Here is a 22,055-nt window from a genome sequence, read left to right on the forward strand (position 1 = left end):
CTCCCGTGCCGTCTCTCGAGGACAAACTCGCGAACGTACCCGACCACCTGCGCGAGCTGGTTCGGCGGCAGCTCGCCGGCGAATCCGCGCCGGCCGCGGTCCAGCCGATCCCGCCGGTGCCGCGCCCGGGGCCCGTGCCGATGTCGCCCGCGCAGCAGCGCCTGTGGTTCCTGGCCGAGCTGGACCCGGGTAGCGTCGAGTACAACGCGATGTGGGCGCTGCGACTGCAGGGTGCACTCGACGTGGCGGCGCTCGTCGCCGCGGTGAACCGGGTGGTCGAGCGGCACGAGGCGCTCCGGACCACTTTCGACGCGGTCGACGGCCGCGGTGTCCAGGTGGTGCACCGGCACGCGCCGGTAACCGTTCCCCTGGTCAACCTCGCCGGGCCGGATGCCGAGGCCGCGCTGGCGGGCCATTTGCTGGCCGACATGAACGCGCCGTTCGACCTGCGGGGCGGCCCGCTGTTCCGGGCTGCCGTGGTGCGGCTGGGGGAGCGGGACCACGTGCTGCGGTTGAGCATGCACCACCTCGTGTGCGACGGCTGGTCCTCGACCCTGCTGTTCGCCGAGCTCGCCGAGCTCTACGCTGCCGAACTGAACGGGACGGCGGCCGCGTTGCCGCCGCTTCCGGTGCAGTACGCGGACTTCGCCGCGTGGCAGCACGACCGGGCGGCCGGAACCGCACTGGACGGCGAACTGACGTACTGGCGCCACCGGCTGGACGGAGTGCAGGCTTGCGAGCTGCCCACGGACCGGCCACGTCCGCCGGTACGCACCTCTTCGGGCGCGGTGCACGTCTTCGAGGTGCCGCAGAGCCTGTTGTCCCGCTTGCGGGACCTGGCCCGCGAGAGCGGCGCGACCCTGTTCATGACGCTGGCGGCCTCGACCGCGCTCCTGCTCAGCCGCTACTCGGGCGAGCAGGACATCGCCGTCGGGACCGTGACCTCCGGGCGCGGACGGCGTGAAGTGGAGGACCTGATCGGCCTCTTCATCAACACGGTGGTCGTGCGCTCACAGGTCGACGAGGCCCTGGCCTTCACCGAGTTCCTGAGCCGGGTACGCACCACGCTGCTGGAAGCTTTCGACCACGACGAGGTGCCGTTCCAGCGCCTGGTCGAGGCGCTGCGGCCGGAGCGGGACCCGAGCCGGCCGCCGCTGGTGCAGCTGATGGTCAACCTCCAGCGCGAGCCCGTCCCGCCGCGGTTTCCCGGGCTCGAAGTGGCGGAGGTCAAGCCGCCGATCACGGTGTCCAAACTGGACTTGACCTTCGACTTCTTCGAAGGCGCCGAATCGCTCACCTGCTACCTCGAGTACAGCACCGACCTGTACGACCTCGCGACGATCGAGCGGCTGAGCGGGCACCTGCTCGTGCTGCTGGCGGGGCTCGCGGACCACCCCGGCCGGCCGATGTCCGCGGTGCCGATGCTGACCGCCGCCGAGCGGCACGACCTGACCGCCGGGTGGCAGGGCCCGGCGCTGCGGTACGGACCGGCTCGCTGCGCGCACGAACTCTTCGACGAGCAGGCCGCGCGGACCCCGGACTCGGTGGCCGCGAGCTGCGGGGGAGAGCGCTTGACCTTCGCCGGGCTGGCCGGGCGCGCCGACCGGCTGGCGCGCCACTTGACGAGCCTCGGCGTCCGCCCCGGAGTTCTGGTCGGGGTTTGCCTCGACCGCGGCGTGGACGCGGTGGTCGCCCTGCTCGGCGTGCTGAAGGCCGGGGGCGCGTTCGTGCCCCTGGATCCGGACTACCCGCCGCAGCGGCTGAACACGATGCTGGCCGACGCCGCCGCGCCGGTGGTGCTGACCCAACGGGCAGTGCGGGACCGCGTCGCGGGACACCCGGCGACCATCCTGTGCCTCGACGAGGAATGGCCCGCGGTGGACCGGTTCCCGGCCGGGCCGCCCGAGGTCGCGGTGACCCTCGACGATCTCGCCTACGTCGTCTACACCTCGGGTTCGACCGGCACGCCGAAAGGAGTGCTCGTCAGCCACCGCAACGTTCACCACATGGTGCGGGCGTGGGACGCCCGGTACGGCCTGACTCGCCTGCGCGGCCGGTGCTTGTCGGTGTCGAGCCTCGGGGTCGACCTGTTCTTCGGCGACTTCCTGCTGTCCACGCTGTTCGGCGGCGAACTGGTGGTGTGCCCCTCGGACACCCTGGCCGACCCGCCGGCGCTGGCGGCCCTGCTGGCCGCCCAGGCGCCCGAGATCATGGTCACGACGCCGTCGCTGCTGAAGGTCCTGGACCAGGAGCTGACCTGGCTCGGGGAAAGCCTGGCCTCGGTGCGGGTGCTGGCCGTGGGCTCCGAGCCGTGGCTGACCGAAGACTGCGTCGGGGTGCTCGACCGGCTCGGCCCGGACACGGTCGTCACCAACAACTACGGCGCGACCGAGACCACGGTCGACTCCACGGTGTTCGAGCCGCGGGCCGACGGGATCGGCACCGCGGCGATCGTCCCCATCGGACGCCCGCTGGCGAACACCCGGGTGCACGTACTGGATCCGCTGGGTCGCCCGGTCCCGGCCGGTGTGTTCGGAGAGATCCACATCGGGGGCGGCGGAGTGGCCCAGGGCTACCTGAACCGTCCCGAGCTCACCCGGGAACGGTTCCTGCCCGATCCGTTCACCGTCGACCCCGGGGCCAGGCTGTACCGGACCGGTGACGTCGGCCGACGGCGGGCCGACGGCACCCTGGAGATCGCCGGCCGCGCCGATGACCAGGTCAAGGTGCGCGGGTTCCGGGTCGAACTCGGCGAGGTCGAGACCGCGATGACGCGCCATCCCGGGATCGCCGCCGCGGCCGCCGCCGTCCGCCGGGACGAGTCGGGCCGCGACCGGCTGGTCGGTTACCTCGTGCCGGCCGGGGAGCCCGCGCCGGACCTGGGGGAGCTGCGGGCCTTCCTGGCGGAGACCCTGCCGGACCCGGCGGTGCCGTCCGCCCTGGTACGGCTGGGTGTGCTGCCGCTGACCCCGAACGGGACGCTCGACCGGCGGGCGCTGCCGGTTCCCGACCGCACCGAGCGGACCGCGGACCGCTATGCGGCGCCTCGCACGCGCACCGAGTCCGTACTGGCCGGCATCTGGGCCGAGGTCCTCGGCGCCGACCCGGGTGAGGTCGGGATCGTGGACAACTTCTTCGGCCTCGGTGGGGACTCCATCCTCGGGCTCCAGGTGGTGTCCCGCGCCCGCCGCGCGGGTCTCCACCTGACCGCGAAGCAGATCTTCCTGCACCAGACCATCGCGGACCTGGCCGGTGTGGTCACCGTGGCGGAGACGCCGCGATCGGTGTCCGGCCCGGCGACCGGTGCCGTCCCCCTGACCCCGGTGCAGCACGAGTTCTTCGAGAGCCACCCGGACGCCCCGGCGTACTTCGCCCAATCGGTGTTCCTGGAACTCTCCGACGGCGTTGACACCCGCGCGCTGGCTACCGCGTTCACGGCCGTGCTCGACCATCACGACGCCTTCCGGCTGCGCTTCGAGCGGACGGCAGGCGGGTGGCGGCAGTACTACGCGGACCCCGTGCCCGGTGTGCTGCCGCGAATCGTGGATCTCGCCACTGTGGATGAACATGCACAGGACCAGGCGGTGTGCGACACGGTCGCGGCCGCGCAGGCGGCGCTGCGGCCGGGCACCGGGCCCGTGCTCGACGCCGTGCTCTTCACGTTCGGCCCCTCCCGGCGGCCACGGCTGTTCGTCACCGCCCACCACCTCGTGGTCGACGGTGTGACGTGGCGGGTGCTGCTGTCCGATCTGGACACGGTTCACGGGCAGGCCGTGCTGGGGCACGACGTGCGGCTGGAGCCGCGGACGAGCTCGTACCGCGACTGGTCGGACCGCCTGTGCGAAGCGGCGGCCGCGGGCCGGTTCGACGGCGAGCTCGAGTACTGGTCCGGGGTCGAACGGTCGGTGGCCGGCACGCCGGGCATCCCGGTGGACCGGCCGGGGGAGAACACGGCCGGCACCGCGGCCACCGTCTCCGTGCGCCTCGACGCAGGCCTTACCCGCGCGCTGCTGCAGGACGTCCCGGACGTCTACCGGACGCGGGCGAACGACGTGCTGCTCAGCGCGCTCGTCACGGTGCTGTCGGCTTGGGTGGGCAGCGACACGGTCGGCGTCGAACTCGAGGGGCACGGCCGGGAGGACCTGTTCGAGGGCATCGACCTCTCCCGCACGGCCGGCTGGTTCACGAGCGTGTTCCCGGTCGCGCTACGGGTCCCCGGCCCGGGCTGGGCCACGATCCTCAAGGGGGTCAAAGAACAGCTGCGCGCGATCCCGGCGGCCGGACTCGGCTACGGCGTGCTGCGCCACCTCCGCCCGGACACCGCGCTCGGGCGGGGGCGCGGCTGCCAGGTCGGCTTCAACTACCACGGCCGCTTCGACGTCGACGTGGCCGAGGACGGCACCGGGCTCTACCGGGAATGGCTGGCCAGCCCGGTCGCAGACCGCGGGCAGGACGTGTTGCGGGACAACCTGATCGAGGTCATCGGCGTCGTACGCGGGGGTGAGCTCCGGTTCGACTGGGAGTACTCGACCGCCGTCCACGACGAGCCCACGATCGCGCGGCTGGCCGGTGAGTTCGTCACGGCCCTCGAGCGGATCGTCGAACACTGCGCGCGGCCCGGCGCCGGCGGCCGGACCCCGTCGGACTTCCCGCTGGCGGGGCTGGACCAGGATGGTGTGGACCGGATAGCCGGCGACGGACGGCTCGTCGAGGACGTCTACCCGCTGACACCCATGCAGAGCGGGCTGCTGTTCCACTCGCTCGGCGCCCACGAGACCGACATCTACCTGACGCACTTCGGGGTGGAGTTGCACGGCGTGGCCGATCCCGGGCTCCTCGCGCGGGCCTGGCAGCGCGTGACCGACCGGACGCCGATCCTGCGCACCGCGGTGGCCGGCGCGGAAACCGGCGAACCGCTCCAGATCGTCCACCGCGAGGCCCGGATCCCGGTGACCCACCACGACTGGACGGGACTGAGCGAAATCGAGCAGCGGCACCGGAAGCGGCAGCTCTGGGAGGACTGCGCGCGCGACGGCGTCGACCTGTCCCGGCCGCCCCTGCTGCGGCTGCACGTCGCCCGCCTTTCCGGCACGAGCGTGTACCTGCTCTGCTCGTCCCACCACATCCTGCTCGACGGCTGGAGCTTCACGGATGTGCTCTCCGAGGTTTACGAAGAGCACGCCGTCCTCGCCGGTACCGGAGTGGTCACCCCGAAGACCCGCCGGCCCTATCGCGACTACGTGCGGTGGCTGGCCGAACAGGATCAGGAGGCCGCGGCGGAACACTGGAGCCGGGTGCTGGCCGGGTTCACCGCCCCGACGCCGCTGCCCTACGACCGCGCTCCGGTGCGCGCCCACCAGTCCCGCGACTCGGCCTGGTTCGATCTGGCGCTGTCTCCGGAGCACACCCGGCGGCTGCAGGACTTCACCCGTGGCGCCCGCGTGACGGTGAACACCGTCTTGCAGGGCGCGTGGGCGATGCTGCTGTCGCGTTACAGCGGTGAGCAGGACGTGTGCTTCGGCACGACCGTCTCCGGGCGGCCGGCCGAGCTCCCCGGCGCGGACGAGATGATCGGGCTGTTCATCAACACCATCCCGGCGCGCGTCCGCCTGGACCGCGACCTGGACGTGCTGACCTGGCTGCGCGACATGCAGGAAGACCAGGTTGACGCGCGGCAGTACGAACACGTGTCCCTGGCGCAGATCCGGCAATGGAGCGAAATCCCGCAGGGGAGCGGTCTCTTCGAGAGCGTCGTCGTCTACGAGAACTTCCCGCACGACGACGACGCGGCGGGCAAGTACGGCCTCCAGGCCCGGGAGGCGACGAGCGCGGAGACGTCGAACTACCCGCTCACCTGCGTCGCCTACCTCGGCGAAGTGCTGCACATCCGCTTCGGCTACGACCCGCACCTGTTCGACGAACCGACCGGGCGACGGCTGGCCGACCACCTGCTGCGGCTGCTGGAGGACATGATCGCAGCTCCGGAGCGGTCCCTACGGGCGCTGCCCGTGGCCGGGCACGCGGAGCTGCGGCGGCTGCTCGTCGAGTGGAACGACTCCGCAGGTGCGTACCCGGAGCGGTGCCTGCAGGAGATCTTCGCCGAGCGGGCCCGGGAGAACCCGGACTCGCCGGCCGTCGTGCGCGGTACCGACCGGCTGACCTACGCGGAGCTGGACGCCCGGGCCAACCGGCTCGCCCACGAGCTGATCGAGCACGGCGTGGGCCCGGAGGTGCCGGTCGCGCTCTACCTCGACGGCGGCCCGGAGCTGGTGACCGCCATCCTCGGTGTGCTGAAGGCGGGTGGGGCCTACGTCCCGCTCGACCCGGGCTATCCGTCGGAACGGCTGTCGCACATGCTCGACGACACGGCGATCCCCCTGGTACTGACCGAGTCCGGGCGGGCCGGCGACCTGCCGCCGACCCGCGCCGAGGTGGTGCACCTGGACGAACGCCGGCCCGCCATCGCCGCGCGGCCGCCGGTGGCGCCCGCGGTGGTCGTCCGTCCGGACAACCTCGCCGGGCTGATCTACACTTCCGGCTCGACCGGTGTGCCGAAGGGGTCGATGCTCACCCACCGCGGCCTGGTCCGGTTGGTGCTCCCGGCCGGTGCCCACACCTTCGGCGGCGCCGGCCGCGTCGCCCAGCACCACTCGGTCTCCTTCGACGCCGCCCAGAACGAGCTGTGGAACGCCTTGCTCACCGGGGCGTGCCTGGTCGTCCGGCCCGGCGGCTTCCGCTCGGTCGACCAGCTGGAGGATTTCCTGAAGTCCCACGACGTCGAAGCCATGTCCTTCGCGGCCGGCTTCTTCCACGCCGTCGCGGACACCGATCCGGGGATCCTCGCCGGGCTGCGAAAGGTCGTCGTCGGTGGGGAGGCACTGTCGCCCGCCCACTGCGACCGGGTGCTCGAGCACCTGCCCCACCTGGAGATCGTCAACGCGTACGGGCCGACCGAATGTGCCGTGACCACCAGCTGCTTCTCGGTGGAGAAGGCCGCACTCGAGGACCTGGTCGTCCCGATCGGGCACCCCGTCGCCAACGCCGCGGTACACCTGCTCGACGGTGACCTGAACCTGGTCCCCACGGGAGTGGCCGGCGAGGCGTACATCGCCGGTGACGGCCTCACCCGCGGCTTCTGGACCCGGCCGGCGATGACTGCCGAGCGGTTCGTGGCCAACCCGTTCGGGCCACCCGGCGCCCGGATGTACCGCACCGGCGACCTGATGCGCCGCCGGGCCGACGGGAACCTCGAATTCGTCGGCCGGACGGACGACCAGGTCAAGATCCGCGGGTTCCGGATCGAGCTCGGCGAAGTCGAGGCCGCCGTCACCGGGCACGCCGGCGTCGCCCGGGCCGCCGTCGTCGCACGAGAGGACCAGCCGGGCCGCAAGCGTCTCGTCGCCTACGCCGTGGCGAAGGCGGTTACCGACCTGCGTCCGGAGGACCTCGCCCGGTTCGTCGCCGGGAAGCTGCCGGACTACATGGTGCCGTCGGCCTTCCAAGTCATCGACCGGCTGCCCCTGACGCCGCACGGGAAGGTGGATCGCCGGGCGCTGCCCGCCCCGGCGACGGAGTCGGCGGATCGGCCGTACCTCGCTCCGCGAACCCCGGCTGAGGAGACCCTGGCCTCGATCTGGGCCGAGGTGCTCGGCGTACGCCGGGTCGGCGTGACGGACGACTTCTTCGACCTCGGCGGTGACTCCATTCTGAGCATCCAGGTGGTCTTCCGAAGCCGGCGGGCGGGCCTGCTCGTCTCCTCGAACGACCTGTTCCGGTATCCGACGGTCGCGGAACTGGCCACGGTGGCGGGCCGGGCGGACCAGGCCGAGGCGACGCGGGCGCCGATCGAGGGCGACGTCCCGCTGACGCCCATCCAACGCGAGTTCTTCGAGCGGCACTCGGTGGCCCCGAACCACCTCACCCAGTCCCTGCTCGTCGAGCTGGTCGACGAGGTCGACGAGGAAGCGCTGCGGGCGGCGTTCGCCGCTGTGCTGGCCCACCACGACGCCCTGCGGATGCGATTCACGCGCGAGAACGGGGAGTGGGCGCAGTACAACGCTCCCGCGGAACCCGGCGAGGTGCTCCATCGGCACGACCTGTCCACAGTGGACGAAGCGGGGGGCCGGGCAGCGATGGAAGCGCTGGCTGTCGAAGCGGACTCCACAATGGATCTGTCGAACGGGCCGCTGCTGCGCGCACTGCTCTTCGACCTCGGAAGCGGACGGCGGCCGTGGCTGCACGTCACCGCGCACCACCTCGTGATCGACACCGTGTCGTGGCGGATGCTCAGCGACGACCTGGACACCGCGTACCGGCAGACCGTGGCCGGCGAACCGGTGGACCTCGGCCCCAAGACGACTTCGTTCCGGCAGTGGGCCACCCAGCTGGCCGGGCACGTCGCGGACGGCGGCTTCGACGACCACCTCGGCCACTGGAGCGCGCTGCCGGAGGGCACCGCGCTGCCCACTGACGGCAGCGGGCCGAACCTGGTGTCGTCCCGGCGGATCCTGCGGGTCTCGGTGAGCCGGGCCGAGACCGCGGCGTTGCTGCACGCCGCGCCCGGGCGCTTCCGGGCCCGCGTCAATGACGTGCTGCTCGGCGCGCTGGCTTGGACCCTGTGCCGGTGGACGGGCGAGAACCGGGTCCTCGTCGAGCTGGAGGGGCACGGCCGCGAGGAGCTCTTCGACGACATCGACCTGTCTCGCACGGTCGGCTGGTTCACCAGCTCGTACCCGGTGCTGCTGGAGGTACCGGAACCCGCCGGGGAGGCCGACTGGCCCGCGGTGGTCAAGGCCGTGCGCAGGAGCCTGCGCGCCGTGCCCGCCAACGGCCTGAGCCACGGCGCGCTGCGCTACCTCAGCCGCCCCGGGGCGCCCGCCGCGGCGTTGGCCGAACGTGCCGCACCGCCGGTGCTTTTCAACTACCACAGCCGGATCGACGAGATCACCCGTACCGACGGCCGGTCGCTCTACCACGCGTTCCACGAAGGTATCGGGCAGGAACAGGACTCCGGCGAGCGGGTGGTCCAGCAACTGGAGGTCGTCGGCGCGGCGCAGGACGGCCGGCTCGGGTTCGACTGGCACTACTCGGTCAACGTGCACGACCGGGCCACCGTCGAGCGCGTGGCCGCGGAGTTCCGCCAGGCGCTCGGCGCGCTCGCCCGGCACAGCGACCCGGACCTCGGCGAGGTGGTGGACTCGTGACGTGGCCGGTGGACGCGGACGACCTGTCCGGGCTCTTGACCGGACTCGTCCGGGAGTACGGCGTACCGGGAGCGCAGCTGGCCGTGCGGTGGCGGAGCCGGACGGTCACCGCCGAGGCGGGGGAGGAAACCGCCGGCACCGGCCACCCGGTCGCGCGGACGTCCGCATTCCCGGTGGGATCGCTGACGAAGCCGTTCACGGCGACACTGGTGATGCTGCTGGCCGAAGACGGGGACGTCGAACTCGACCAGCCGGTCGCGAAGTACCTGCCCCAGCTGGGATCGGCGACGTCGGGCGCCGGGCAGGTCACCCCGCGCCAGTTGCTCAGCCACACCGGCGGACTCGTCGCGAACCTCGGAGAGCAAGCACCGGGTACGGACCGGCGTCGCTGGCTTGAGGGCGGCCCCGCTCCGGAGCTGGTGCACCCGCCGGGTACCGCGTTCTCCTACTCGAACGCGGGCTACCTGCTCGCGGGCTGCCTCGTCGAAGCGATCACCGGGATGAGCTGGGCGGAGGCCGTCGAGTCGATCCTGCTGCGGCCACTGGGGATCACCCCGTCGTCCGCCCTGGGCGCCGCGAGGCCGCCAGTCACCGGGCACGTGGTGCGACCGGGCGGCAGGGTGCTGCCGGTCGCCGAGCAGACCGTGACCGCCCTCGAGGAACCGGTCGCCGCGCTCGCGGCCGGAGCCGCGGACCTGGTCGCCTTCGCCGCGGCCCACCTTCCCACGGCTGCCGGACCGGTGGACCGGCGCACCGCGGAGGCGATGCGGAACGACCAAACGGCCGGGCTGACCGCCGGACCGTTCGGCCTGGCCGACGGCTGGGGACTCGGCTGGTCGCTGTACCGCGGGACGGGCGCGCGGTGGTTCGGCCACGACGGAACCGGCGACGGGACGTGGTGCCACCTGCGCGCCGAGCCCGACAGCGGAACGGTCGTCGCCTTGGTGACCAACGCGAGCAACGGCGTGTTCCTCTGGGACGCGCTGGTCGAGCGGCTCCGGGCGAGCGGCCTGGCCGTGGGTAGCTGCTCGATGGTGGCGCCGGCCGAGCCGCGAGACCCGGTCGCCGGTCGCGCCGAGTGCGCCGGCCGGTACTGCAACGGGGACACGACCTACACGATCGAGGCCGAGAACGGACGACTGTTCCTGACCGTGGACGCGGAGCCGGCAACGGAACTGACCTGCTTGGCGGACCTCCGGTTCACCACCGTGGGCCCCACGCCACTGCTCGGCCGGTTCGGCCGCGACCCGGAGACCGGCGCCGTCGACCACGTGCAGATCACCGGCCGGCTGGCTCGGCGGGCCGGCACCGGCCATCGCAGGAAGGACGAGGAAGCCTGAAATGAACCAGGAACTCACACCCACGCTGTACCAGCGCTTCGCGGACTCGGCGCGGCGGTTCCCCGACGCCGTCGCGCTCGAGGTCGACGACCGGGAGCTGACGTACGCGCAACTGCACCGCGCCGTCGAGGCCTTGGCGGCGGACCTGCCGCCGGCGGACGGCCCCGGGCAGGCGAGGATCGCATTGCTGGCGAGCCGCAGTGTCGTCGCCTTCGCCGGCTACCTCGCCGCGCTGCGGGCCGGAGCCGCGGTCGTGCCGCTCAACCCGCGGTTCCCCGTGGAGCGCAACGAGATGATCTGCGCGCTCGCGCGGCCCGACGTCCTGGTGGCTGACGAGTCCGGAGCCGGGCAGCTGGAGGGTGAACTCGTCGACACGGTCGGCACGGCCCTGCCACTGACCGACGAGGACGTGCTGACCGCGCCGGCGGATGAAGCGCCGGCCTACCGCGCGGACCTCGACGACGTGGCCTACGTGCTGTTCACGTCCGGCTCCACCGGCCGGCCGAAGGGCGTGCCGATCACGCACCGGAACGTGGCACCCTACGTCGCGCACAACATCGCCCGCTACGGGATCGGACCGGGTTGCCGGGTTTCCCAGACGTTCGACCTGACCTTCGACCCCTCGATCTTCGACCTGTTCGTCACGTGGGGCGGTGGCGCCACCCTGGTCTGCCCGCAGCGCCGCGAGCTGCTGAGCCCGATCGACTACCTGGTCGACCGGCGGATCACCCACTGGTTCTCGGTCCCGTCCGCGGTGTCGGCGAGCGCGAGCCTCGGCACCTTGCCGCCCGGCAAGCGCACCAGCCTCCGGCAGAGCGTCTTCATCGGCGAGCAGCTCACCTACCGGCAGGCGAAAGCGTGGCACGCGATCGCCCCGGACGCCCCGATCGACAACGTGTACGGTCCGACCGAGCTGACCGTCGCGTGCACGGAGTTCCGGCTGCCGCCCGACCCGGCGCGATGGCCGGCAACCACGAACGACACCGTCCCCATCGGACCGGTGTACGGCTTCCTCGACGCGGTGATCGTCGACGCGGAGGGGCATGAGTCGGCCGAAGGCGAGTTGTGCGTGCGCGGGTCGCAGCGGTTCGGTGGCTACGTGGACGAGGAGGACAACCGGGGGCGGTTCCTGGTCCGCGACGGCGACCGGTACGTCGACCACGGCGGCGGCGTGCCCGGCGAGGAGCACTTCTACCGCACGGGCGACCGCGTGCGGTACGAGAACGGCGATCTCGTCCACATCGGACGGCTGGATCACCAGGTCAAGATCCGGGGCTACCGCGTGGAACTGGGTGACATCGAGTCGGTGCTCGCCCGGCACCCGGAGGTCACCCAGGCGGTGGTGATCGCGCTGCGAGACGGGGAAGCCGTGCGACTGGCGGGGTGCTACACCGGCCTCGCGCTACCGGAGCGGCAGGTCACCCAGTGGCTGCGCGAGCGCCTGCCCATCCACATGGTGCCTGAGCGCCTGCAGCACCGCGAAGACTTTCCCCTCAACGCCAACGGGAAGGTCGACCGCAACGCCTTGCGCGACGCGCTGTCCGCCGACGCCAGGCAAACGGCCTGAGCGTTCCCACCGTCTCTCCTGCGGCGGAAAGCCTCCGAAGACCGGCTTCGGAGGCTTTCCGCTGGGGCGACCTTCACTCGCAGCCGGTCTCGCTCTTCGCGGTCACCGGCTTGGTGGTGTATGGGCACTGGAAGCCGATCCACCGCAGCTTCGGCCAGATCTGCGACCACGGCTCGCGCGGCCCCCGGCACACCAGGAACTCCTGGCCCCGGTCGTCGACGGGGAGGTCGACCTGGAATTTGCCGTGCGGCTCGCAGGAGGCGAACAGGCCCGCGAACACCGTCCGGTCGACGCCGATGGCGATGACAACGGTCTTGTCCTCGGACGGAACGCCGAAGTCGGCGTAGGAGTTGTGGCCGCTGTAGGCCTGCGGCAACCCGTACTCCGGACCGTACTTGTCGAGGGCGCCCGCCTGGCCGTAGTGGTTGCCGTAGAAGACCGTGTGCGCGCGCTCCTCCGCCGGCAGCGACCGGTAGACGGCCGCGGCCTGGGCGGCCAGCTCTGGCCAGGCCGCCTGGTCGAGCTGGCCGATGGACAGCTGCTCCAGCACTGGGTTGCCGGCGTAGACGTCGAGGGGGAGCACAGGCAGCGCCAACACGGCCGACGTGACCGTGTTGGCAGCGACCGCCGCCGTGACCAGCGACCTGAGGGTCACCGTCCGGGACCACCCCTCGACGACGACGCAGCCGGCGGCGAGCAGGACGAACTGCAGGCCGGACGCGTAGTTGGACCCGACGCCGGTGACGAGCAGCAGAGCGATCATGACGGGGAAGGCCACGCCCACGAAGCGATACTGCCGCCACTGAGGACGGCGCAGCAGGCCGATCAGGCCGGCGATCCACACCGGTACGAGGAACAGCCCGATGAGCAGCACCAGGAACGGGAGGAACGATACGACGGCCAGGTTCTCCAGCGCTTTCGAGATCGCGGCGGCCATCTCGAACTGGGGCCAGCCGTGCGTCATCTGCCACACCAGGACCGGCGCGGGCAGTACCACCGCGATCACAGCCGCGAAGACCGGGTATCGGCTGAGGAGCAGCCGGCGCGGCCCGCAGAGCAGCAGTCCCACCGCCAGCGCGATGAGGAGCAGGGCGATGAGGTACTTCGCGTAGAGCCCTAGCCCGACCACGGCACCGATGGCGAACCACAGCCGGGGGTTCTCCGTGCGGGCCAGCCGGATCGCCAGCCAGCACACCGCGACCCACGCCGGCAGGTCGAAGGTGTTGGTGCCCAGCATGTGCCCGGTGTGGAAGATCAGGCCGGACCCTGCCGCGGCAGCCGTCGCGAGTACCTGCGCCCGGCGTCCGCCGCCCAGCTCCCGCGCGATGAGGCAGGCGAGCACGACGACGCCCGCGACCGTCAGGGCGGGGACGAGGCGGAACGCGACCAGGGTGTCGCCGAACAGAGTCGTTTCCAGCCATGCCACGAAAGCCGGTAGCGGCGGCTGGTCGATCTGGGCCCAACTGAGGTGCCGGCCGGCCACGCGCGTGTACAACTCGTCGAGGTGGTAGCCGTGCCGGGCCGACAGGGCGAGCAGCAGCGTGACCAGAACGCCGGACAGGCCGAGCACGGGCCACCACGGCACCGGGGTCAGGGCGCTGTCCGGGGACGTCGGGCGGGCAGAGGTGGTTGTCCTGTTGGTGAGCACGTCACTTCCATTCCGCATGCGTGCCGGGTGGGGCGGAACGGCCCCGGTCTTGCCGCACCACGATCCCGACGCGCGACCCGTGCAGGCAAGCGGGTTGAGCCGTGGCGAAACCACGCAGGTCACCCGCTGTTCCGCGGAAGGACTGCGAAAACCGGGCCTGGCAATTTAGCCGTCGCGTCAAGGACCTGGCCGCGCCGCGGGAACCTCGATGAGGATTCGGTGTGCGCTCGCCGGTCAGAGAGCGGCAGGCATCGGACATCGAACGGACAGGTGGTTCCATGGCGCGGGGCAACGGACGGACGTCGTGAACACGGTCGAGCCGGGCCGGCTGTCCCGCAACCGTGCGTACACCACTCTCTGGACCGGCATGCTGCTTTCGGAGCTGGCGAGCGAAAGCGCTTTCATCGCCTTTCCATTGTTGATCATCGCCCACTCGGGAACCGCCGTGCAGATCGGGCTGGTCACGTCGGTACTGGCGTTGGCACGCATGGCCGTCAACCTGCCGGCCGGGGCGATCGCCGACCGGTGGGATCGCAAGCGGCTGATGGTCCTCGCCCAGTGCGTGCGCGCGGCCGCGATGGCGAGCGTCGTCGCGGCTCTGCTGCTCGACGCGTACTCGATCCGCCAGCTCCTCGTGGTCGCCGTGGTGGAAGGCGCGTTCAGCGCGGTGTTCCAGCCCGCCGAGCACGCGGCGCTGTCCCAGGTCGTTCCCGCTGCCCAGCTGTCGGACGCGCTGGCGCGGAACGCGGCTCGCCCGTTCGCCGCACTGCTGCTCGGCCCCGCGCTCGCCGGCTTCACCTTCGGCCTGCACGAATTGCTTCCGTTTGCCGTCGGTGCGGGGATGCTCACGGTCTCGTTCGCCGCGCTGACGCTGCTCCGGCTGCCCCGCCGCCTGCCGCCGTCCGCGCCGGACGAGGCCGGACACCAGGGACTCCTCGACGGCTTCCGCTGGTTGTTCCGGCAGCCCGGGATCAGGGCGACCGTTGTGTGGATGGTCTTCGTCAACCTCGCGTTCCACGCGCTCGTCATCGTGATCCTGGTCGTCGCAGGCGAGAGCAACGTGCACCCCGGCGAAATCGGGCTGATGATGGCCTGCTTCGGCGCCGGCGGTGTCCTCGGCGCCACGGTTGCCGGCCGGTTGCATGCCGCGTTACCGGCCCCGGTCATCCTCATCGGGTCGTCGTGGATCTTCGCGGGCTCGGCCGCGGCGCTGGCGTTCGCGTCGCAAGGAGTGCCGGCGGGCGCGTTGCTCGGCGTCGCCGCCGTGCTCATGCCCGTCGCGAACACCACGGTGATGACCTACCAACTGGTGCTGACCCCGGACGAGATCCGCGGCAGGCTCAGCGGGGTGGTCGGCGGGTGCGCGGACCTGGCCGCGGCGGCCGGCCCCGTGCTGGGCGGGACGATCCTCGCCGTCACCGGCGACGCGATGACGGGAATCCTCGTCTGCGCGGCGGTGCTGGCGCTCGTCGCCGCCGGATCGCAGCTCAGCCCGACCCTCCGTCGCCTCCCGCTCCCCGGCGATCGACCGCGCCGGACGACTGCGAGCGAAATTCCATGACACTTTTTCCGCACCCGCGAAGGAGAGTAAATGGGCACGTTGCGAGCGAGGCTCTTCCCCATGGGCGCCGTTCTGGTGACGATCGGCGTCCTGTTGCACTTCCCGGACTACCTCGACAGCCGGCACCACCACTTCATGATGGCCGGTATGCCGATGTCGGACACGATGTGGGCCGGCATGGGGTTCATCGTGATCGGGCTCGTCCTCGGCGGAGTCGCGGTGGTGCCACCGCGCGGCCTGCGGACCCGGGCACCCGCATCGGCTGGCGCCGCCTTCCACGCGATCGACGACGCCCCGCTGACCGGATCCCACCTCTGGCTGATCGTCCTGCTCACCTTTGGTCTGGTGGTCGACACGATGAAGCCCGCAAGTCTGGGTTTTGTGGTGCCCGGCATGGCTCACGAGTACGGCCTGACCACCAGTGAGACGTCGTTGTTGCCGTTCACCGCCATCGTCGGCACCGTGATCGGCTCAATGGTGTGGGGATACGCCGCCGACTTGATCGGCCGGCGGGCGACCCTGATGTTCTCCGGGCTCATCTTCGTCAGCACGTCGATCTGCGGGTTCATGCCGAGCTTCGAGCTGAACTTGGTGATGTGCTTCCTGATGGGCGCTTCGGCGGGCGGCATGCTGCCGACGGTCTACTCGCTGACGTCGGAGTCGATCCCGGCGAAACGTCGCGGTGCGCTGGTGGTCCTCCAAAGCGGGATCGGTGCGGCCTGCGGTTACCTGGTCGCCAGCGGCTCGGCCACCCTGCTGATCCCGTCGTTCAGCTGGCGCTCGCTCTGGCTGCTCGGTCTGCCTTCTGGGTTGCTGCTGCTCGTCATGTGCCGCTGGATCCCCGAGTCACCCCGATTCCTGCTGGCGCAAGGACGCGTGGCGGAGGCCCACCGGGTGATGGCCAAGTACGGCATCGTCGCGGGGAGCCCTCCGGCCGCCGAGACCCGGTTCGCCGTCGCGCCGAAGAGTCTGTCGTTACGAACTCTGCTGGTCGCGCCGTACCGGCGGCGCACTGTTGCCGTCGCCGCCTACGGTCTCGCCTGGGGGATCATCAACTGGGGGTTCGTGACGTTCCTCCCGACGTTCCTGCGCAGCGGGGAGCTCAGCGAGAACGTGTCTTCGACGTTGTTCTTCGCGTCCTTGTTCGCCATACCGAGCACACTTTGCGCCGCGTACATGTACGGCCGGTGGAGTAGCCGCCGATCGTTGGCGGTCGTCGGTTTCGTCGCGACCCTGGCGCTGGGGGCGTTCGCACTGGCCGTCGGGAAGGGAGCCGCGGCAGCTGTCCTTTTCGTGCTCCTTGCGGCGATCTTCGCCAGCAGCGCCGGCATGATCGCCATGCTGTCCCCGTATTCGGCCGAGCAGTACCCGACCTCGTTGCGAGCACGAGGAACCGGGCTGGTGGCCGCGATGACGAAGGCGGGCGGCATGCTGGGGCCACTGGTCGTGAGTGGCGTTCCACGCCTTGAGATAGCGGCGATCGCCACGACGCTGCCGGTGCTGGTGGCGACGGTCGTGCTCTTGGTCTTGGGCACGGAGACCTCACAGCGGCGATTGGTCGAGCTCGAGCCGGTCAACTCGTGATCGGGGCGGAATGCGAGCATCCGAACGCGCAGAACTTGGCCAGGTTGAACAATCGGCGGATGGTGGGGCGCTCAGCCGACCAGCCTTCAAACTTGTTGCCCTGGCCGCGAGGTGACCAACCGAGCCGGTCGGGGCGCGATCGTCACTTGGCCAGCAGTTTCAGTACCGACTCGAGCGGAGGCCATGCGGCACGGCCCCGGCGGGTGCACGCGAACGCCCGTTGCGTGAGGTCCGGACCGGCGAGCGCGAGAACGGCCACTCCGGAGCCGGTAGGGCGGTCCATCGGCAGCAGTCCGACACCGTGACCGGAGGCGGTGATGAGGTCTTCCACAAGGTCGAGATTGTCCGCGCGATGCGTGATCCGCGGGGTGAACCCGGCCGTGGACGCCAGCGCGCGAAACACGTCCTCGTCGGCGTTGTTTCGGGAGTTGCCGATCCAGTCGTGGTCGCGAAACGCGTCGAAGATCGCAAGGGTGCCTTTGCCGCGTACCCGGCGCACGTCCGCCGCCGGGACGCCGAGACCCCATGGTGTGCTCCACAGCGGATTGACGGCGAGTTCGGGGTCCACGGTGGCCGGCGCGAGGTTGTAGTCGTAGACGAGCGCGAGGTCGAGCTCGTCCGCAATCAGCGCCGTCAGCGCTTCGATGGGCTCGTACTCGCTGACGATGACGTGCATGCGGGGGTGCTGTTCGGCAAGGGTGGCGATCGCAGGTAGCACGGAGCGCCGCACAGCCGTGGCGAACCCGGCGACGCGGACGGTGCCGGCCGGCTCGGCGTGTGGGTCAAGATCGGCGCGGGCGGCCTCGACGGCGGCCAGGATCGTCACGGCGTGCTCAGTCAGCCGTCGCCCCGCCGGTGTCAGGCGCACCCGGCGCCCGTCGGGTTCGAGCAGCGGCGCGCCGGTCTCCTTGGCCAGCACAGCGATCTGCTGCGAGACCGTCGACGTGGTGGTGCCGAGTACGTCTGCCACCGCTCGCATCGACCCCTGGCGAGAGAGTTCCAAAAGGAACTGCAACCGGCGCGTCTCCATTGCCAAATTATCCATGATCCCCGAACGTTGTGTCCAGCATCGACAAGCGGAGGTGATCGGTGCTGGAGACTCCCGGACCTGCACCGTTCTCGAACCGATCCGGCGTTGCCCTCCACGGTCGCCGCTATGCTGCGCGTTCAGCTCGGTCTTGCCGTGTCCGTCGGCCTATTCGACCGCATTGGCTCCGAACGAGCCGCGTCCCTCAGGCCCGCCTGGGCGCGTGGCTACTCGCCATCGTGGTCAGGCCATCGTCATTCGGCGGAAGGCGCTCGCGGACTGCATGGTGCTGGGTGTGGTCACCGGCGGGATGACCATGCCGTTCATCGAGGCGGTGGCGTGCCTGTCGCTGGGCTGTTCGTGATAATCGGCGCGCTCGTGAAGGCCGGGGTGATCGGCGAGCTGGTCCAGCTCGCCGCCGACGCCATCGGGGCAACGCTCTGCTCGCGGTCATGCTGATCCTGGTGGTCTCGGTGCTGCTGTCGGGGTGTTCGACAACATCCCCTACGTCGCGACGATAAGCCCGCTGGTCCTGGCGCTCACCCAGGACATTTCCGATCCCGCGCATTCCGAGGCGGCCGCGGACGGCGGTCTCGCCGCCGGGTTCGACGCCCGCGCCTACCGGCTCCCGCAGCTGCGCGGGATCCCGTTCTATGAAGTCGATTGCCGGCCAACACCGCCCGCGAGACCGCCGCGCTGCGCGGGTTCCACGACAGAGACGATGGACAAGATCGCCGCGGAGCAGTTCGAGCCGTTCGGCGAGCTGCTGTCGGAGATCACGAAGTTCGCGGCGTTGCTGGTGTTCGGCGCGCTGATCACCCCGGAACGGTTGTCGCACCTGAGCGTTGGCGGCTGGGTGCTGGCGGTGGTGGCGATCGTGCTGGTGCGCCCGCCGGCGATGGCACTGTGGTTGCTGCGGACGTCGTCGGGCCGGGAGCGGGCGACGGCGGCGTGGTTCGGGCCGAAGGGGTTCGCGTCGGTGGTGTATGGGCTGCTGGCGCTGCAGCCGGAGATCGCCGACAGCGAAGTCGTGTTCGATCTGGTGGCGGTCACGATCGCGTTGTCGATGACGCTGTCGCAGGCTACCGATCGCCGCCGTCCAGCGGTGCTGCCGACACCCGCGACGGTGGGGCGCTGTGTCGCTCAGCCACGCGCAACAGGTGCCTGCCCGGCCTACTGCCGGCGGTGATCGCCAGAGTTGTGCAGTGGCGTCAGCCGGATCGGGGTATCGACTGTCGGCTATGGGAGGTGGCGGTCGATCCAACGCAGCGGGCGGCCGAGCAGGCTGCGTTGGTGCCGGCCCTTCCGGATCATCTCGGCGCGGACTCTCCGGATTCCGGCCTTCAGCCGGCTGTTGGCGAGGGATTGGTGTCGTCGTGGCGTTGGACGGCACGTCGTCGAAGCCATCGCGCGCACGCCAGGCACACGCCTACTTCTGGATGCTGACTCAGGCGGATCAGTTCCGTATCCGGGTACTGGTTACCGCAACACCAGCATCGCGTCCCCGAGGCCCTGTCCGGGTCAGGGTGGACGCTCAGGTGGTCACCTTCAGCCAGTCGGTGACTGGAGAAGGTGACGGATATGCCGTCGATCAGCCAGCCTTGGGCTGCTGCTTGGCAGGTGCGTGCACAGACCAGGTGTGCTTCGAGGTGTGCTTGTAACTGTGATAGCGGGTTTCCGGGCGGCGGGCTGTCAGCCATCGCGTGTCATACCTGTTCCGTGGTCACGGTTTTCGCTGATGCGCGACGTGTCACGAGGTCGTGCAGGAACGCCGCGGCCAGGCCACCCACGAGGGGTGCGACGAGGTATGCGGCCAGTTGGGACCGGGGCACGTTCCGGCCGGCCAGGGACAGCACGACGTCGGGGCCGAGGGTGCGGGCCAGGTTCACCGATGCGCCGGTGAGCGGTCCGAACACCATGATCTGGGTGGCCAACGCCAAGCCGATGCCGAACCCGTGCACGCCTCGTGGTGCGTCCGGCGCGACGGCCAACGCGAACACGGCGGTGACCAGGATGAAGGCGCCCACGGCTTCGGCGAGCATGGCTTGTGCGAAGGAGACGCTCGGTCCGAAGGATGTCGCGCCGAGGCCGGCGTCGAGTGCGGTGTTCGTGTACGCCGCGTAGACCAGTACCGCGGCGAGGAATCCGCCAAGAAGTTGAGCCACCAGGTATCCGGGAACCTCGCGCCAGGCGAACTTGCCGCGCGCGGCCAGGGCGAGGGTGACGGTGGGATTGAAGTGGCCGCCGGATGTCGCGCCGAAGGCGTAGATGGCCACGGCGAGCGCGAGACCGTGCGCCAGCGCGACGATCAGCAGCCCTCCGCCGCCGGCCGAGGCGGCAGTGACCGCCACGGCTGCGCCGATACCGAATGTGCACAAGATTGCGGTGCCGGCCAGCTCCGCGATCAGACGGCGAACCAGTGCGACATGCACAGTGAGGAGTCCTCCCTTACCGGGGCCGCGACGTGGCCCGATGGATGTGCTTGCGTCTCCAACCTGCCGCGAGCCGGTATCGCGGCATACCGCCGAACCCGGTGAATAGTCTTACGGATCCCTTACACGGCAACGCTGCTCTGCAATGACAATGCGGCCGGTGCGCAAGGATCGGCTCTCAGCCCAAGGAGGTCGCCGATGTTTCGCCGTCGAACCGCACGAGCTCTGCTCGCCGTGGTTCTCACAATTCCGCTCGCCGCGTGCGGCGCGCCCACGAGCTCGACCGCACCCGGCACCAACGCGCCCGGGGCGACGACCAGCGCGCCGACGGCCACATCCACGAGCGCGTCGGTGCCGGTATCCGACCGTTTGAAGTTCACCGTGCAGACCGTGGACGGGCAGAGCTTCTCGGGCGAGAGCCTGGCCGGGAAGAAGGTCGTGCTGTGGTTCTGGGCCCCGTGGTGCCCGAAGTGCCGTGCGGAGGCACCGAGGGTGGCGGCCGCGGCGCAGGCCACCGCCGGCAAGGTCACCTTTGTCGGGGTCGCTGCCCAGGACGCGCTGCCCGCGATGCGGAAGTTCGTCACCGAATACAAGGTCAGTGGTTTCACCCACCTGGCTGATCTGGATGCGGCGATCTGGACCCGATTCGGGGTTACCCAACAGCCCGCGTACGCGTTCATCAGCCCGGATGGAAAGATCGACGTGGTCAAGCAGCAACTGTCCGAATCCGCGCTGACCGACCGGGTCACCGCGCTGACCGCCGCCTGAGATGAATCTCGACATCTTCGGTTTCGCGCTGGCGGCGGGCATGGTCGCCGCGGTCAACCCGTGCGGATTCGCGATGCTGCCCGCCTATTTGACGCTGGCAGTCGCGGGGGAGTCGCGTGCCACGATGGCCGCGGTGTGGCGGGCGCTGGCTGTCACCGGCCTGATGGCACTGGGTTTCCTGACCGTGTTCGGCGCGTTCGGCCTGGTCGTGGCGCCACTGGGCACCTCGGTGCAGGAGTACCTGCCGGCGGTGACCGTGGTGGTCGGTGTCGTCATGGTGGGGCTCGGGGTGTGGATGCTGGCGGGTAAACAGATCACGCTGCTCGTCCCGAAACCTCGCAAGGGTGCGCCGACCGCGCGGCTGAAGTCGATGTTCGGCTACGGTCTTGCCTATGCTGTGGTGTCGCTGTCCTGCACGATCGGGCCGTTCCTGGCCGTGACCAGTCAGACGTTCCGCAGTGGTTCGCTGGTCACCGGTATTGCGGCGTATCTGGTGTACGGGCTGGGGATGGCTCTTGTGGTCGGTGTACTGGCGGTGTCGGTCGCCCTGGCGAGCACCGCGGTCACCACGTGGGTGCGGCGCGTTCTGCCGTATGTCAACCGCATCGGCGGCGCGATCCTGGTACTGGCCGGCCTCTACATCGGCTACTACGGGGTGTACGAACTGCGTCTGTTCCACGCTGATGGGTCGGCTGAGGACCCGATCGTGGACGGCGCCGGCAAGGTGCAGGCAGTACTCGCCGGATTGGTGGACCGGGCCGGGCCAGTGCCGTTGGTGCTGGGCCTCTTGGTGCTTGTGGGCGTCGGTGTTCTGCTTGCCCGCCTGCGTATTCGCCGACGCTCCCGAGTGTCCTCGGACGACATGCTGGCGTAGGCCCACCGCAATTCCCTCTGGTGGTCCAGGGCAAGGCGACCCGATCCGCGT

Annotated in this window: 13 protein-coding genes and 1 pseudogene; 10 read left to right on the plus strand and 4 right to left on the minus strand. The window is 70.6% G+C overall.

The window, feature by feature from the left end; all coding sequences use genetic code 11:
- Nucleotides 1-5: 5 nt before the first annotated feature.
- Genes QQ657_RS02335 through QQ657_RS02345 form a run of 3 tightly spaced genes read left to right on the plus strand, consistent with a single transcriptional unit; the run spans nt 6 to nt 12,110 of the window.
- Nucleotides 6-9,203 (plus strand): non-ribosomal peptide synthetase, encoded by a 9,198-nt coding sequence (locus tag QQ657_RS02335; protein ID WP_284740330.1) that lies wholly within the window; start codon nt 6-8, stop codon nt 9,201-9,203.
- The gene (locus QQ657_RS02340) at nt 9,200-10,543 is read left to right on the plus strand and encodes a serine hydrolase domain-containing protein (RefSeq protein ID WP_284740331.1); all 1,344 of its coding nucleotides are present in this window, start codon (nt 9,200-9,202) and stop codon (nt 10,541-10,543) included. The genes QQ657_RS02335 and QQ657_RS02340 overlap by 4 nt, the downstream gene beginning before the upstream one ends.
- Nucleotide 10,544: 1 nt before the next feature.
- The gene (locus QQ657_RS02345) at nt 10,545-12,110 is read left to right on the plus strand and encodes an amino acid adenylation domain-containing protein (RefSeq protein WP_284740332.1); all 1,566 of its coding nucleotides are present in this window, start codon (nt 10,545-10,547) and stop codon (nt 12,108-12,110) included.
- 73 nt (nt 12,111-12,183) lie between these two features.
- Here the strand turns inward: QQ657_RS02345 and QQ657_RS02350 are convergent, their stop codons facing one another.
- Nucleotides 12,184-13,758: a glycosyltransferase family 39 protein gene (locus QQ657_RS02350; RefSeq protein WP_284740333.1), complete on the minus strand. Its 1,575-nt coding sequence runs from the start codon at nt 13,756-13,758 to the stop codon at nt 12,184-12,186.
- A 304-nt stretch (nt 13,759-14,062) separates the two neighbouring features.
- On the opposite strand from QQ657_RS02350, the gene QQ657_RS02355 reads away from it, so the two are divergent.
- Both QQ657_RS02355 and QQ657_RS02360 read left to right on the plus strand, forming a co-directional pair.
- Nucleotides 14,063-15,319 (plus strand): MFS transporter, encoded by a 1,257-nt coding sequence (locus tag QQ657_RS02355; RefSeq protein WP_284740334.1) that lies wholly within the window; start codon nt 14,063-14,065, stop codon nt 15,317-15,319.
- Nucleotides 15,320-15,349: 30 nt separating this feature from the next.
- Complete coding sequence (locus QQ657_RS02360) at nt 15,350-16,903, plus strand: MFS transporter (protein ID WP_284740335.1); 1,554 nt, start codon at nt 15,350-15,352, stop codon at nt 16,901-16,903.
- A 142-nt stretch (nt 16,904-17,045) separates the two neighbouring features.
- On the opposite strand, the gene QQ657_RS02365 is transcribed toward QQ657_RS02360, so the two are convergent.
- Complete coding sequence (locus QQ657_RS02365) at nt 17,046-17,933, minus strand: LysR family transcriptional regulator (protein ID WP_284740336.1); 888 nt, start codon at nt 17,931-17,933, stop codon at nt 17,046-17,048.
- 220 nt (nt 17,934-18,153) lie between these two features.
- On the opposite strand from QQ657_RS02365, the gene QQ657_RS02370 reads away from it, so the two are divergent.
- The 3 genes and pseudogenes from QQ657_RS02370 to QQ657_RS02375 all read left to right on the plus strand — a co-directional run bounded on the left by QQ657_RS02370 (nt 18,154) and on the right by QQ657_RS02375 (nt 19,119).
- Entirely contained in the window at nt 18,154-18,294 is a 141-nt protein-coding gene (locus tag QQ657_RS02370; RefSeq protein ID WP_284740337.1) for a hypothetical protein, read from the plus strand.
- Nucleotides 18,279-18,507 (plus strand): annotated as a pseudogene (locus QQ657_RS56615) (SLC13 family permease); the annotation flags it as partial. The gene QQ657_RS02370 and the pseudogene QQ657_RS56615, both read left to right, overlap by 16 nt.
- Entirely contained in the window at nt 18,481-19,119 is a 639-nt protein-coding gene (locus QQ657_RS02375) for a class I SAM-dependent methyltransferase (protein WP_350310631.1), read from the plus strand. The pseudogene QQ657_RS56615 and the gene QQ657_RS02375, both read left to right, overlap by 27 nt.
- A gap of 517 nt (nt 19,120-19,636) precedes the next feature.
- On the opposite strand, the gene QQ657_RS02380 is transcribed toward QQ657_RS02375, so the two are convergent.
- Together QQ657_RS02380 and QQ657_RS02385 are read right to left on the minus strand one after the other, a co-directional pair.
- A complete protein-coding gene (locus QQ657_RS02380) occupies nt 19,637-20,362 on the minus strand; it encodes an MIP/aquaporin family protein (protein ID WP_284740339.1) in 726 nt (241 codons plus the stop codon).
- Nucleotides 20,363-20,484: 122 nt separating this feature from the next.
- Nucleotides 20,485-20,742 carry a hypothetical protein gene (locus QQ657_RS02385; RefSeq protein ID WP_284740340.1) on the minus strand — a complete coding sequence of 86 codons (258 nt, stop codon included), beginning with the start codon at nt 20,740-20,742 and terminating at the stop codon, nt 20,485-20,487.
- Nucleotides 20,743-20,752: 10 nt separating this feature from the next.
- Here QQ657_RS02385 and QQ657_RS02390 point away from each other — a divergent pair, with 10 nt between their 5' ends.
- Together QQ657_RS02390 and QQ657_RS02395 are read left to right on the plus strand one after the other, a co-directional pair.
- On the plus strand, nt 20,753-21,130 hold the full coding sequence (locus QQ657_RS02390) for a redoxin family protein (protein ID WP_284740341.1): 378 nt from the start codon (nt 20,753-20,755) through the stop codon (nt 21,128-21,130).
- 1 nt (nt 21,131) lies between these two features.
- Nucleotides 21,132-22,004 (plus strand): cytochrome c biogenesis CcdA family protein, encoded by an 873-nt coding sequence (locus QQ657_RS02395; protein ID WP_284740342.1) that lies wholly within the window; start codon nt 21,132-21,134, stop codon nt 22,002-22,004.
- The last annotated feature ends 51 nt before the right edge of the window (nt 22,005-22,055 follow it).

The sequence above is a fragment of the Amycolatopsis ponsaeliensis genome (assembly GCF_030182635.1).
GTDB classification, from domain to species: Bacteria; Actinomycetota; Actinomycetes; order Mycobacteriales; family Pseudonocardiaceae; genus Amycolatopsis; species Amycolatopsis ponsaeliensis.

Excerpts from the sequence above, each read along its gene's own strand:
- QQ657_RS02345 (WP_284740332.1), top strand. The coding sequence starts at position 10,545 with ATGAACCAGGAACTCACACCCACGCTGTACCAGCGCTTCGCGGACTCG.
- QQ657_RS02360 (WP_284740335.1), top strand. The coding sequence starts at position 15,350 with ATGGGCACGTTGCGAGCGAGGCTCTTCCCCATGGGCGCCGTTCTGGTG.
- QQ657_RS02365 (WP_284740336.1), bottom strand. The coding sequence starts at position 17,933 with ATGGAGACGCGCCGGTTGCAGTTCCTTTTGGAACTCTCTCGCCAGGGG.
- QQ657_RS02395 (WP_284740342.1), top strand. The coding sequence starts at position 21,132 with ATGAATCTCGACATCTTCGGTTTCGCGCTGGCGGCGGGCATGGTCGCC.